The following is a 12,441-nucleotide window of genomic DNA, read 5'->3' on the forward strand; positions in this document are numbered from 1 at the left end:
TATCGAAGTCACTGGTTCGGGGGCCGCGCTTAAAGTGGAGATTGGGGGCAAGCCACAGATGCTGGCCTACTACGACGATAAAGAAATGGCGCAGGCAGCACTTCTGGACATTCTTGCGAAGCGTGAGCTGGGCATCCCCCTCATGCGGATTTAGAGTACAATCGCTGTGTGAACTTTCCTGACCTGCACCGGCACCTGGGGGGCGCGACCCACGCACGTATTCTCTGGGGCTGGATTGAGAAGCACGGTCGCCAGACGGCAACCGCAGCGCGGCTCCGGGCACAGTTCCCGGACTACGCCGCTTTTTCGTACTTCTTCAACCGTCCTTTTACCGACCTCGCCGACTACCTGAGCGTGCACCATCTGGTCGAGGAACTGCAAGCCGAGGAGCTGGCCTACTTCACGCACCGCGCGGTGCGTGGCGCGGCAGTCTTCGAGGCGCTCGATTATTTGGAGCTGCGCTTCAACCCCTACAAGCGCACGCCCATTGGCCTCCCCGAAGCCGAGCGCCTCGCCCTCATGCCTGAGGCCGCACTGCAAGTCATCCACGCCGCCCAGACCGAGTTTCCGATTCGTACCGCGTTTATCCTGTGCATGGACCGTGGCTTTACGCCCGCGCTCAACCGTCAGATTATCGCACTCGCCAAAGCTCTTCCGGAAGTCGTCGCCGTGGATCTCGCGGGCCCGTACCAGCCCGGTGGCCCGACGTTGGATCAGTGGGCCGAGCTCTACGCCGAGGCAAGATCTCTGGGGCTGCACACCACGGCGCACATGGCCGAGTCCGACCCTGCCGACATCCACCCGAGCCTCTTTCCCTACTTAGAGCGCATCGGCCACGGCATTCAGATCGCGCTCCACCGCCCCGACTTGCTCCCCGAGCTCGCCGCCAGGAATATTTGCCTAGAAGTCTGCCCGACAACGTATCTGCGCACCAACACCCTGCAAGATTTAGCCGAGCTCCGCCCCGTCTTCGAGCGCTGCGCCGCCGCCGGAGTCGCCATCTCGGTTGCCACCGACAACCCCGCGCTTCATGGCGAGGCCGGAAAGCTCGTCAATGAGTACGAAAAACTCGTCCGCGCCGAAGCCATTCACTTCAACGATATTTTGGCCCACGCCGCCGTGGGGTATAAATTTGCGTTTAGTGTAGCGTTGCGGTGACTGTGGTGCCTTTGCCGGGCGTGCTCTGAATGGTGAGAGTTCCTCCCAGTGCCGCTGCGATGGCGTGGCAGATGGAGAGGCCCAGCCCCGCGCCACCGTCGTCACGGGTGCGGGCGGTGTCGGGGCGAAAGAAGGGCTGGCCGAGCTTCTCCAAATGCTCCGGCGCGATCCCACAGCCCGTGTCGGAGACCGTGAGCACGAGCGTGGTGCCGTCGCGCGTGGCGTGGACGGCCACTTTTCCCTCGGGGGGCGTGTGCCGCAGGGCGTTGCTCACTAAATTGCTCACGAGGCGCACGAGAAGATCGCGGTCCGTGGCGAACGTGAGGGTGGGGAAGACCTCCAGCGTCGCTGGAGCAGGAACGGCGGCTCGAAGTGCCTCGGCGAGCCGGACTTCCGTGCGGCGAACGGGGAGGACGCCTTTCTGGGAGCGAGCCAGAAAGAGCAGATCACCAACAAGCCGGTTTGCGCGGTCGGTGGCATCGTCGGCGCTGGCAATGGCCTCGTCGCGCAGGGCGGGGGGCAGATCGGAGCGGCGGAGCAGACCCAGGGCTGTTTTGATGGTTGCGAGTGGGGTGCGCAGCTCATGGCTGGCGTGCGACGTGAACTGTTTCTGGCGCGTGAAGGCATCGTTAAGCTGTGACAGGGAGCGGTTGAGCATCTTTGTGAGCTGGTCCAGCTCATCACCGCCGCCCGGTTCGGGCAGATTCTCGGCGAGATTCTCGGCCTCGATATGGCTGGCGGCCTCGGTGAGCTGACGGATGGGAGCCAGCGCCCGGCTCGTCAGCCAGAGCCCACCCAGGCCCGCGACGAGGCAAAGTACCGGCAGGAGTAGCACGAGGCTGTAGGTCACTGAGGCCAGCGCCGCTTCGGTGGGGCCGGTAGGAATCGCCGTCTGAACCGCGCTGTGCGTGTGGCCCTCAGGATCGGTGAGAGGCAAGGTGTAGGTACGCAGCTCCATGCCGTCCTCTTCCCCCTTGCCAAACACCGCGATGCCTGTTTTTACTGTACCAAGACTCGCCGTGGACCAGGGCGTCTGGCCATCGGTATCGTCGTTGTCGAAGTTCCAGTGGCGTGGTTGGAGGAGCAACCCAAGCTCGGCAGGACGGGGGCGCGGGGCTCCTGGCGGCCCGTCAAAGCCGCGTGGGGGGCGTCCTTGTCCTGCGGGGCCGTCTGGGCCAGTGGGGCCGCGCCGGGCCATGCGCTCTGCGTCGTGTTTTGCCTGCTGGATCAGCATCTCGTCCAGCCGCCCCCAGAGCACCCGCCCTACCACAAAGCGCGTCGCGCCCGCAAAGGCAAGCAGCGCCAGCGCGAGGAGACTGACACTGCCGATGGTCAGGCGCGTGCGAACCGAGATCCTCACAGAGCTCCTTCATTATTACGGGGGACAGGGGAGGGCTCCCGCAGAATATAGCCACGCCGGTGCACCGTATGAATGAGCTTCTGGCTCTCGTCCCGTCCCCCGTCTATCTTTCGTCGCAGCGCCGCAACGTGCACATCCACCGTGTTCGAGGCCGAGTCGGGGTCGCCCCAGGCAGCGAGAATCGCCTCACGGCTGATCACGTGGCCTTCGCGGCTGGCGAGCGCCGCCAAAAGTTCGTACTCGCGGGGGGTGAGAGCGAGGGGGTGGCCGCCGCGCGTGGCCTCCTGCGCCTCGGTGTCTATCTCGATATCCGCCACTTTAATATGCCGCCGCCGCTGCAGGCGCTCCCGCCGTAGCAGCGCCGCTACCCGCGCTTGTAGCTCCTCAAAAGCAAAGGGCTTGGGAAGATAGTCATCCGCTCCGAGATTCAAGCCTTTCACGCGCTCCTCAACTTCGTCGAGCGCCGTGAGCATCAAAATGGGCGTGGTGTTGCGCCGGTCTCGCAGCCGCCGACAGACGCCCCAGCCGTCCATGCCGGGCAGCATTAAATCCAGTAAGATCACCGCCCAGCCGCCCTCGCAAGCGCGCTCGAAGCCGTCTAAACCATCGCGACACCAGGTCACGCTGTAGCCCGCCAGCTCCAGCCCCTGGGAAACCAGCCGTCCCAGAGGGATTTCATCTTCGATCAAGAGCACGCGCATAAAAACATTGTACAGCGATCCATTGGATTTATCCGACAGGCATAATCCTACGAAAAATTCGTAAGTTTTATGCCTGCTGTCTTGAAATATACGCCGTACTGCGGTATGCTTTTCTCCGGTTGGCAGACTCGACCCGAGAGTGCTAAAACGTGCTAGGGGACTTGTGCTGCCCAAAATCTGTTACATTTGAGGTTCAATTAAAAATGCTGAAACCACTTGGAGACCGAATCGTTGTGAAGGCCGTCGAGGCCGAGACGACCACGGCGGGGGGAATTCTCCTGCCCGACACCGCAAAAGAGAAGCCGCAGACGGCGGAAGTGCTGGCCGTTGGGCCGGGCAAGACACTGGACAATGGCACCGTCGCCGCCATGGAAATTAAAGTGGGCGATAAAGTCGTCTACGGCAAGTACAGTGGCACCGAGATCAAAGTAGATGGTCAAGAGCTGATCATTCTGCGCCAGGACGATGTCCTTGGGATCCAGGAAGGCTAAACAAAAACCATGGCATCCAAGGAAATTATCTACGATGAGGCCGCCCGGCGTGCGCTGGAGCGTGGCGTCAATATTTTGGCCGACGCAGTCCGTGTGACGATGGGGCCCAAGGGCCGTAACGTCGTGCTTGAGAAAAAGTACGGCGCTCCGAGCATCGTCAACGACGGTGTGACGATCGCCAAAGAGATCGAAGTCGAGGACAAGTTCGAGAACATGGGCGCACAGCTCGTTCGCGAAGTGGCCTCCAAGACCAACGACGTGGCCGGTGACGGTACCACGACTGCCACGGTGCTTGCTCAGTCCATCGTCAAAGAGGGGCTTCGCAATGTCGCCGCTGGTTCCAACCCCATGCTGATCAAGCGCGGGATGGACAAGGCTGTGGACGCCGTTGTGGCGAGCCTGCATGGCCTCGCTGTGATCGTCGAGGGCAACGATGCGATCGCCAATGTCGCGACGATCTCCGCCAACGACAAGACCATCGGCACGCTCGTGGCCAAGGCGATGGACGCCGTGGGCAAAGACGGCGTGATCACGGTCGAGGAGTCCAAGGGCACCCAGACCGAGCTGGATCTCGTGGAAGGGATGCAGTTCGACAAGGGCTACATCTCCCCCTACATGGTCACCGACGCCGAGCGCATGGAGGCCGTGATCGAGGAGCCGTACCTGCTGCTCTTTGAGAAGAAAATCAGTTCCATCCAGGATCTGATCAAGCCGCTGGAGGCCGTTGCTCGCACGGGCAAGCCGCTCTTGATCATCGCCGAGGACGTGGACGGTGAAGCGCTGGCGACTCTCGTGGTCAACAAGCTGCGCGGCATCCTGAACGTGGTCGCGGTCAAGGCTCCTGGCTTTGGCGACCGCCGCAAGGCCATGATGGAGGATCTTGCGATTCTCACCGAGGGCAAGTTCATCACCGAGGACCTCGGCCTGAAGCTGGAGAACGTGGACCTGACCTACCTGGGCCGCGCCAAGCGTGTTGTCATCACCAAAGAGGACACCACGATTGTCGAGGGCGCAGGCGCTCCCGCCGCGATTCAGGGCCGCATTGCCCAGATCAAGGCACAGATTGACAACTCCGACTCCGACTACGACCGTGAGAAGCTCCAGGAGCGTCTTGCCAAGCTGGCCGGTGGCGTTGCTGTCATCAAGGTGGGCGCGGCCACGGAAGTTGAGCTGAAAGAGAAGAAGCTGCGCATCGAGGACGCTCTGTCCGCGACCCGCGCCGCCGTCGAGGAGGGCATTGTCGCGGGGGGAGGCCACGCGCTTCTGCTGGCCGCTGATGCAATTGACCTTGCCGACTACAGTGGTGACGAGAAGATCGGCGCACTGATCATCAAGAAGGCGCTGGAGGCTCCGGCCCGCCAGATCGCTGAGAACGCTGGTAAAGAGGGCTCCGTCGTGGTGAGCAATGTCCGCGAGTCCGGCAAGGGCTACAACGCGGCCACCGATACCTACGAGGATCTTCTCGCGTCCGGTGTGGTGGACCCGACCAAGGTGACCCGTTTTGCCCTGCAAAACGCGGCCTCCATCGCGGGCCTGCTCCTCACCACCGAGTGCCTGATCGCCGAGCGCCCCGAGAAGTCCGCACCCGCCCCAGGCGGCGGCGGTGGTGGCGGTGGAATGCCCGGCATGGGCGGCATGGGCGGGTTCTAAAACCCACCTCTCCTTCCCTTCGCCCCTCCTCCTGACCCTCGGGAGGAGGGGTTTTCTCTTTGTCGGCGGTATAATTTCCCCATGTACCTGAAATCACTACGCCTGGAAAACATAGCCTGCTTCGAGGAGCTAGACCTAGATTTCACTGATGAAAACGGCGAACCCTGCAAGTGGGTGGTTTTGCTTGGTGAGAACGGAGTGGGGAAAAGCCATATACTATATTCAATAATCGGCTCTATTTGGAGCATGGGGGCACATGAGTATATCCGTGATGAATCATATCCTGGGAAGATCAGTCCCGATTTTGTTGTGACTAAAGATGATCTTTGGAGAGAAGAAAAAAAAGAAATCTCTTTTTCAAAAATCTATTATGCTAAAGGTAGCGAAATTTTTAATTTTGAAAATATTTCAAGAGAAGAATTGTTTCGATTTAGCATGTTAATGACTAATTCAAGTAATGAAGGCTTTTATCTTGGAGCATATGGTGGTTACAGTCATGCATCGTCATCGCAACGAGCTTCTTCTTTTTTTGTTAGTGAGTTAGATTTGCCTCAACATAAAGATAGAATTATATCAATTTTTGGAAGAAATGAATATCTTACAGAGATTGATGAATGGTTTGCTGACTTAGATTTTTCAATATTGAAAATCAATGATGAATTATCTAAGAATGAATTCTCTCTAAAAAAAAGACTTGATTTGGAGTCAAATTTAAATTTATTTGAAAAGAAAATGCGTTTGTCTAAAGAATCTTTGGGGAAAATTCTTCCTAGAAGTGTTCGTTTCTTAGAAGTGACAGTTGATAGGAAAGTTGTGTTTCTAGATCATGGCAAGGAAGTATTTTTCGAAAATTTATCTACTGGTTATAAATCAACAATAATATGGATTATTGATTTAGTTAGGCGTCTTGTTGAATCATTTGAAATGAGCGACCCATTGTTAGCAAGTGGCATTGTACTTGTGGACGAAATAGATCTTCATCTTCACCCACGTTGGCAACGGACAATCGTACAGAAAATTCGTGATACATTCCCCAATCTTCAATTCATTGTGACAAGTCATAGCCCGTTTGTGGCTCAGGACATGACGGAGAAGGATAAAATTATTGTTCTGACTCGTGACGGTGACAAAGTGACGGCGCGGCAGGAGAAGGGATTTGTGAAGGGGTGGCGGGCGGATCAGATTTTGACGAGCTGGCTATTTGGGTTAGAGACGACGCGCGATGAGGAGATTGAGTCGCTGGAAAAAGAGCGGCGGATTGGTCTTCAGCGCGATGAGGAGAATCTTCTGACGGATACGGAGAGGCAAGAGCTGGATCAGGTGACGCAAGAGCTGGAGGCGATGCGCTCTAGCGATGTCGCGCCGGATCGGCAGAAGCTTGAGGCGGCGGCAGCACTGGTGATGGAACTGATGAGCAAGACCCTGTAGCCTGACGATGATTGCTGTTATCCGTAAACCGATCCCGATCACTCTGCAAGACAACCAGTCAACCTGGACGGAGTCGCTTTGCCGTGCTCGGAAAGCATTTTTCGATGCAGAAGCTGCCTGGGAGGCAGGAGGGCGTGTGGGAGCGAAGCCACGAAAGCCGATTGAGGCGGATGCGAAGAATGCCTGGTATGGACAGGATGGTATTCGTAGGGTGCTCGAAGAGGAGATGTTTCATCACAAGTGTGCCTACTGTGAGGGGAGCGTGCGAGGGCACAGCCATCTGCATATTGAGCATTTTCGGCCCCAGAGTGTCTACCCCGCTTTCGCTTACGAGTGGCACAATCTCTTGCTGGCCTGTGGCATCTGTAATTGTAAGCCGTACAAAGAGGATCGTTTTCCTGTGGGGGCAAGTGCAGCACTGGCGGAGCCGAACCGGGCAAATCCTTGCGAGTGGAACCGGGCTGAGATGGTAGTACTGGTCAATCCTTGTGTGGATGATCCAGCGGAGTTCTTTGTCTGGAAGTTTGAGGCGATTTCGTCAGGGGAGGAAGTCACTGCCACACTTCTGTCGAAACGAGGAAACCTCCGAGGAAGTCAGACAATCACGATTTGTGGACTAGATCGAGTCAACTTGACAGAGAACTACCGACGGCAAATTGGATTGGTAGATACCGCTCTGTCGCTCCACAAAATGGCGGTTGCTTTCTCCCAGGAAGAAAATCAGATCGAGGCTCTGAAGAGTCTAAAGGAGTTTATCTCGCCTCGGGGCACCTACTCCTCAATGGTGCGAGCATACCTCGAATACCGGAATTTTGATCTGGGTCAGCTTACCCAGAGTCTGCAATCGTGATTTTAAGGTTTACAATCACGATTGTAAAATTATTAATTGCGATTCGTCAGTCTCATTTCTTGATTCGTAAATCACCAATGTGGTAGGATGAGTTTGCATCTATCAAGGATGCTTTATCACTCAGAGGAGAATGATCTCAAATGGCAACGTTAGCACCTAATTTGATGGAAGAGAAGTATCAGACAACAATCATCGCTTGGGAGACCCTGGCCCCGGACAAGTCTTTTGGCGGCATGACCCTGGTACAGTTCAAGGCGACCGTGAAGCCATCCCAGGACGCGCGGCAACGGATTCGCATTCTCGATACCCAGATGACCGACGCGATTAAAGACCGCGAGACAGGCGACGAAGCTGTCGCGGAGGCACTGGAACTGGTGGTCAATGGCGTTCGAGCGGATAAAACGGTTGGGGGCGCGGATGGGGCGCTTTACAAAGAGATGGGTTATGTCCCCAAGTCCGAGCGCAAGCCACGAACTCGCAAGCCCGCTGGTTGAAACGGATGAGGCCTGCGATAAAATGGGGGCATCATGAAAACGGAAATTTTGATCGAGCCCCTCTCGGATAACCGCTGGCGGGCAACGGGACTGCAATTTCTGACGATCTCGGGGGAGGGTAAGACGCGCGACGAGGCAATTCATAACTTCCAGCTTGCTGCTGTGCGGCAGATTTCTCGGGGAACCTCCGTGGAGACGGTGGAGCTGGACACGGGTTCCGAGGAGCGAGAGCGTAAGGCGCTGTGGCAAGTCGCCGTGCGGATTTACCAGACACGGATTAAATCTCAGGTGGAGCCGCAGTGTCTGGGGCAGTTTGTCGTGATTGATCCCACGTCGGGCGACTTCGAGGTGGATCGGGACGACTTGCTTGCCGAGGATCGCCTGCTGGAGCGCCACCCGAGTGCTTTTCCCGTCTTACTCACCATCGGGCAAGATCATGCCTTTGCACTATGACGTTTGAACAAGCCGTCTCGGGAAAGCGCCCCCTTTTGCGCCTCGTGATTCGTGGAGCTGAGGGACGCCAGGTCACGATTGACGCACTGGTAGACACCGGTTTCGATGGTTCTCTGGCTCTACCAGAATCCCTGATTGCTACGCTTGCCCTTCCAGATTGCTACGCTTGCCCTTCCAGAGCGCCGTACGCTCAGCCCCGTTCGTTACCGACTGGCGGATGAAAGTATCGTGATCCCGCAAAGCTTCACGGCACGGATTCTCTGGGAAGGGATCGAACGACCCGTTCGCGTCCTGCAACTCGGGAGTCATCCCTTGGTTGGTATGGGATTTCTCTATGGCTACCGAGTCTGCGTGGAAGCCCTTGATGGGGGCGATATAGAAGTCACCTTGATCGAAAACTAGTTCAGACGCCGATTTCAAACCGGCGGTTTTAGGAGAAAGGAACCTGGGGGAAACGCTGGGCATAGGGGATGCATGACGAACTTTTATCGCTTCTTGCCTCTTCTGCCTGTCATGGGAGCCCTGCTTCTCGGGACGGGGTGCACCAAGCGCCTGGCACCACTGAATCCCGCTGCGCCCGCGCCCACGATGTCTGAGCCCGCTACGGTGACGCTACGCGACATCGTGGGACAGGTTCTCCTGGAAGGGGAGACTATCGTGCCGCCTTTTGCTCGTGTCGGCATTAAATCTCCATACCATGCGCCCGTCAGCAAAGTGAACACGACCCTGGGCGCGGCTGTCAGTCAGGGCGATGTTCTTATCGAGCTCTCTCTGCCCTCTGCCGAAGCCTACCATGAGCAGACCAAGCTGGCGCTCCAGCAAGCGGAGACCGATTACGCACTTGCCAATAAACAGTTCCAAGCCGATATTGATGTTGCACGGCAGCAATTGAACACGGCGCGCGCTGCGGAGAAAGCAGCCACACCCGAGGAGCTACCGATCGCTTCCAGTGCACGGAGCGACGCGGAGCAGGTGCTTTTGCAGACGAAGCTGGATAAAGAGCGGGCGTTGCTTCCCTATCGCCGGCAACAAGAGCAGGTCAGCCAGCTCAACCAGCAGGCGCGCGCAGGGGAGAAACAAGGCTACATCCGTACACCTCTGACGGGAACCGTCACGGAGCTGAACGCACAGCCGGGAAAAGAAGTTGGAACGGATCGAACGGCCTTAGTGGCGACCGTGGTCGACCTCAGTGCACTCCAGGTGCAGTCCGCCATGACACCGCAGCAGTCGGGGTTTGTCAAGCCGAAGATGGAGGTTGTCCTCACGTTCAAGGAGCTTCCAGGATCCACGTTTGAAGGAACCGTTCACCGATTGACCTCTCGGCCAAACAACAAAGGGTTGGTTGCCCTCATTGAGTTCAAGAATACCAAGGCGCAGGTCAGGCCCAACATGGTGCCGCATGTGGCGGTGAAGACGGGTCAGAGCGCAAAAAATGCTCTCTGCGTCCCCAGTGCCGCGGTGGATATTAACCGCGCGGGCCTGCCGGTTGTCCAGGTAATGCAGAGCGGGAAGTGGGCAGAAGTGGCGGTGAAAGTGGGCATCACGGATGACCAGTTCACGGAGATTAAGTCCGGAGTGAGCAAGGGCGACACTGTCTTAGTGACGCCCTAGCTGCTAAACCCGGGTAGAAATCTCCGCTACGATCGCCTCTGCGGCGGCGGTGGGATCGGCGGCGGTGGTGATGGCACGACCCACCACGAGGTAGTGCGCTCCTGCGGCAACGGCAGACGCGGGGGTGGCGACGCGTTTCTGGTCTTGTGTGCCCACGCCCGCAGGGCGGATGCCGGGGATCACGGTGACGAAGCTCTCGCCACAAGCTGCACGAATGACCTCTAGCTCAAGCGGGCTGGCGACGACGCCGTCAAGTCCTGCGGACTGGGCGAGCTGCGCGAGGTGCGTGACGTGCTTACTCAGCGAGCCGCTCACCCGCAGCTCCGAGGAGAGGGCGAGCTGATCAATACTCGTGAGAACCGTGACGCCAATAAGCAGTGGTGGGGTGTTGCTTGAAGCCTGTGCAGCCTCTTTTGCGGCTTCCATCATGGCTTTTCCGCCGCAGGTGTGAACATTCACCATCCAGACACCACGCTTGGTGGCAGCGCGAATCGCACCGGCCACAGTGTTGGGAATGTCATGGAACTTGGCATCGTAGAAGATGCGCGCGATTCCGGCGTCTTGGAGGCGCGCGAAAATATCGAAGCCAGCGGCGTTCACCAGCTCCAGTCCCACTTTGACACCGCCGACTTTTCCGGCGAGTTTCTGGGCAAGCGCAAGCGCATCCGCGGCATTATCGTAGTCGAGGGCGACGAGAATTCGGTCTTTAGGTTCGTTTATCATAGTGATTCTTTGGTGAAAATTACCACGGATTGGTTTGTGTAGAGCATGTCAATGGGCAGCGGCTGACAGGGCAGGCCGCTACTCTCGCGTGCCCCGAGAAGGGGAAGCGGGTGGGCGAAGACGGTTTTGACGGGGTAGCGCGCCGTGAGGGCTGCAAGATACGCCAGCGCCTCCGGGTTTTTCTTTTGTACGATTGCCGTGTACTCGTACTCGGAGAGTGAGACGGCATCGGGCTGGTTTTCCCCGAGTAGGCTGGCATCCCAATCTCTGCTATTGGGGACAGCAAAGAGGCGCACGGTCTCAGAGGCTGTGGCAGCGCGTTTGGCCATCGGGGGACGCGGATCGGAGAGACCCGGCTGGAGCGGCGGCGAGTAGAACCACGGGCCGGTGGCAAAACCGACGGAGGCAACTCCTTTTTGCTTCAGGAAGGCTGCGGCTTCATCGCGAGGGTCGGCCCCCGCCATCACGGAGCACAGTGCCAGAGAAAAGAGAAGCGAGAGCGTGCCCCCTAGAGCCACGAGCGGCTTCCAGGGCAGGCTCGCGATCAGCCAGCACAGCGCGGGAAGCAACGGCAGGGCGTAGCGAGCGTACTGATTAGCTGAGACGCACAAGAGCAATAAGTAGGGCAGGACAAAGGCCAGCAAAGTGAGCTCGGTGCGCGTGCGAGCTGCCAGCGCACGGCCCACCCCTACCAACCAGAGCGGGTTGCCTAGCGCGGCCAGCAGTCCGAGAGTCGGCCAGTAGAGCGCAGCCACTTGTCCTACAAAATCAATCTGTGCCGTTCGTGAGTGGGCCAGCTCAAAGGTAAAGTGCTCCCAGAACTTAGGAAAGTTCACCAGCACGCCGGGGCAGCCCAGCAGAAAGCCGAGTGCTCCGCCGCTGAGCAACAGCCCTAGTGACTTGAGGGAGCGCTTCGCAGAGAGAAACCATGCCGCGACTCCGGCGAGAAGAACTAATCCCGCGTTGTACTTTGTGGCCGCTGCCAGCCCTGCAAAGAGGCCGCACCAGAATAACTTCGGGTTCGTGAGGGCCATAAACAGGCTCGCCGTGACCCAGAACGTGGCGGGGACATCTACTGTGGCGAAGTGTCCATGCTGAACGGCCAGGGGCGCGACGGCGTAGAGCGCGGCGGCGCTCAGCCCAACGTCGGGTTTTTCTAGGCGCTTGCCAAGAAGAATCAGTAAACCGCAGGTTCCAACCCCGTAGGCCACGGTCACGAGGCGCACGAGAAGAAGGCTACTCGCGGTGGGAATGTTTGTGAGTGCGCCCGTGGCCAGCAGAAGAAAGCGATCTGTGAGAGTGGCGAGGGAGCCGTAGTTGTAGAAGCCTGTGTCGAGGAGCGATTGGCCGGGCTGGCGCTGTGCATAGCCAACGACAATAGACTCATCGGGGTGGTAGGAAAACGTGTGGCTCGCATCGGGAAGGCCCCAGGCGATTCCCCAGAGTCGTAATACCAGTGCCAGCAACACAATCAGTGCGGGCAGGTAGCGACGAAGCGAGGCAGACATACGCCATTTATTAT

13 protein-coding genes are annotated in these 12,441 nt (G+C 58.1%); 9 read left to right on the forward strand and 4 right to left on the reverse strand.

Annotated features, from left to right (window positions below):
• Positions 1-168 precede the first annotated feature (168 nt).
• On the forward strand, positions 169-1,158 hold the full coding sequence (locus ACH2EH_RS14015) for an adenosine deaminase (RefSeq protein ID WP_395142664.1): 990 nt from the start codon (positions 169-171) through the stop codon (positions 1,156-1,158).
• On the opposite strand, the gene ACH2EH_RS14020 is transcribed toward ACH2EH_RS14015, so the two are convergent.
• Positions 1,139-2,518, reverse strand: coding sequence for an ATP-binding protein (locus tag ACH2EH_RS14020; RefSeq protein WP_395142665.1), 1,380 nt, complete (start codon positions 2,516-2,518; stop codon positions 1,139-1,141). The genes ACH2EH_RS14015 and ACH2EH_RS14020 overlap by 20 nt on opposite strands.
• Complete coding sequence (locus tag ACH2EH_RS14025; protein ID WP_395142666.1) at positions 2,515-3,219, reverse strand: response regulator transcription factor; 705 nt, start codon at positions 3,217-3,219, stop codon at positions 2,515-2,517. Before ACH2EH_RS14025 ends, ACH2EH_RS14020 begins: the two co-directional genes overlap by 4 nt.
• A 203-nt stretch (positions 3,220-3,422) precedes the next feature.
• Here ACH2EH_RS14025 and groES point away from each other — a divergent pair, with 203 nt between their 5' ends.
• The 8 genes from groES to ACH2EH_RS14065 all read left to right on the forward strand — a co-directional run bounded on the left by groES (position 3,423) and on the right by ACH2EH_RS14065 (position 10,196).
• Positions 3,423-3,710, forward strand: coding sequence for a co-chaperone GroES (groES, locus tag ACH2EH_RS14030; RefSeq protein WP_309686531.1), 288 nt, complete (start codon positions 3,423-3,425; stop codon positions 3,708-3,710).
• Positions 3,711-3,719: 9 nt separating this feature from the next.
• Positions 3,720-5,360 (forward strand): chaperonin GroEL, encoded by a 1,641-nt coding sequence (gene groL, locus ACH2EH_RS14035; RefSeq protein ID WP_395142667.1) that lies wholly within the window; start codon positions 3,720-3,722, stop codon positions 5,358-5,360.
• Positions 5,361-5,441: 81 nt separating this feature from the next.
• Complete coding sequence (locus ACH2EH_RS14040) at positions 5,442-6,788, forward strand: AAA family ATPase (RefSeq protein ID WP_395142668.1); 1,347 nt, start codon at positions 5,442-5,444, stop codon at positions 6,786-6,788.
• A gap of 7 nt (positions 6,789-6,795) precedes the next feature.
• Positions 6,796-7,638 carry a retron system putative HNH endonuclease gene (locus tag ACH2EH_RS14045; protein ID WP_395142669.1) on the forward strand — a complete coding sequence of 281 codons (843 nt, stop codon included), beginning with the start codon at positions 6,796-6,798 and terminating at the stop codon, positions 7,636-7,638.
• Between the two features lie 140 nt (positions 7,639-7,778).
• Positions 7,779-8,132: a hypothetical protein gene (locus tag ACH2EH_RS14050; protein ID WP_395142670.1), complete on the forward strand. Its 354-nt coding sequence runs from the start codon at positions 7,779-7,781 to the stop codon at positions 8,130-8,132.
• Between the two features lie 33 nt (positions 8,133-8,165).
• Positions 8,166-8,585, forward strand: a complete 420-nt coding sequence (locus ACH2EH_RS14055) for a hypothetical protein (RefSeq protein ID WP_395142671.1) — start codon at positions 8,166-8,168, stop codon at positions 8,583-8,585.
• Positions 8,586-8,720: 135 nt separating this feature from the next.
• A complete protein-coding gene (locus ACH2EH_RS14060; RefSeq protein ID WP_395142672.1) occupies positions 8,721-8,987 on the forward strand; it encodes a hypothetical protein in 267 nt (88 codons plus the stop codon).
• A 72-nt stretch (positions 8,988-9,059) separates the two neighbouring features.
• The gene (locus tag ACH2EH_RS14065; RefSeq protein ID WP_395142673.1) at positions 9,060-10,196 is read left to right on the forward strand and encodes an efflux RND transporter periplasmic adaptor subunit; all 1,137 of its coding nucleotides are present in this window, start codon (positions 9,060-9,062) and stop codon (positions 10,194-10,196) included.
• A 3-nt stretch (positions 10,197-10,199) separates the two neighbouring features.
• Here ACH2EH_RS14065 and pyrF read toward each other — a convergent pair whose 3' ends face one another.
• The gene (gene pyrF / locus ACH2EH_RS14070; protein WP_395142674.1) at positions 10,200-10,919 is read right to left on the reverse strand and encodes an orotidine-5'-phosphate decarboxylase; all 720 of its coding nucleotides are present in this window, start codon (positions 10,917-10,919) and stop codon (positions 10,200-10,202) included.
• The coding region (locus tag ACH2EH_RS14075; protein WP_395142675.1) for an ArnT family glycosyltransferase at positions 10,916-12,441 on the reverse strand (1,526 nt) is incomplete at its 5' end. The genes ACH2EH_RS14075 and pyrF, both read right to left, overlap by 4 nt.

It is taken from the genome of Armatimonas sp., assembly GCF_043760365.1.
Taxonomy (GTDB): Bacteria; Armatimonadota; Armatimonadia; order Armatimonadales; family Armatimonadaceae; genus Armatimonas.

Bases quoted from the DNA above. Each gene is read 5' to 3' on its own strand.
- pyrF (WP_395142674.1), bottom strand. From the start codon at position 10,919: ATGATAAACGAACCTAAAGACCGAATTCTCGTCGCCCTCGACTACGAT.
- ACH2EH_RS14045 (WP_395142669.1), top strand. From the start codon at position 6,796: ATGATTGCTGTTATCCGTAAACCGATCCCGATCACTCTGCAAGACAAC.
- ACH2EH_RS14055 (WP_395142671.1), top strand. From the start codon at position 8,166: ATGAAAACGGAAATTTTGATCGAGCCCCTCTCGGATAACCGCTGGCGG.
- ACH2EH_RS14025 (WP_395142666.1), bottom strand. From the start codon at position 3,219: ATGCGCGTGCTCTTGATCGAAGATGAAATCCCTCTGGGACGGCTGGTT.
- ACH2EH_RS14050 (WP_395142670.1), top strand. From the start codon at position 7,779: ATGGCAACGTTAGCACCTAATTTGATGGAAGAGAAGTATCAGACAACA.
- groES (WP_309686531.1), top strand. From the start codon at position 3,423: ATGCTGAAACCACTTGGAGACCGAATCGTTGTGAAGGCCGTCGAGGCC.
- ACH2EH_RS14040 (WP_395142668.1), top strand. From the start codon at position 5,442: ATGTACCTGAAATCACTACGCCTGGAAAACATAGCCTGCTTCGAGGAG.
- groL (WP_395142667.1), top strand. From the start codon at position 3,720: ATGGCATCCAAGGAAATTATCTACGATGAGGCCGCCCGGCGTGCGCTG.
- ACH2EH_RS14065 (WP_395142673.1), top strand. From the start codon at position 9,060: ATGACGAACTTTTATCGCTTCTTGCCTCTTCTGCCTGTCATGGGAGCC.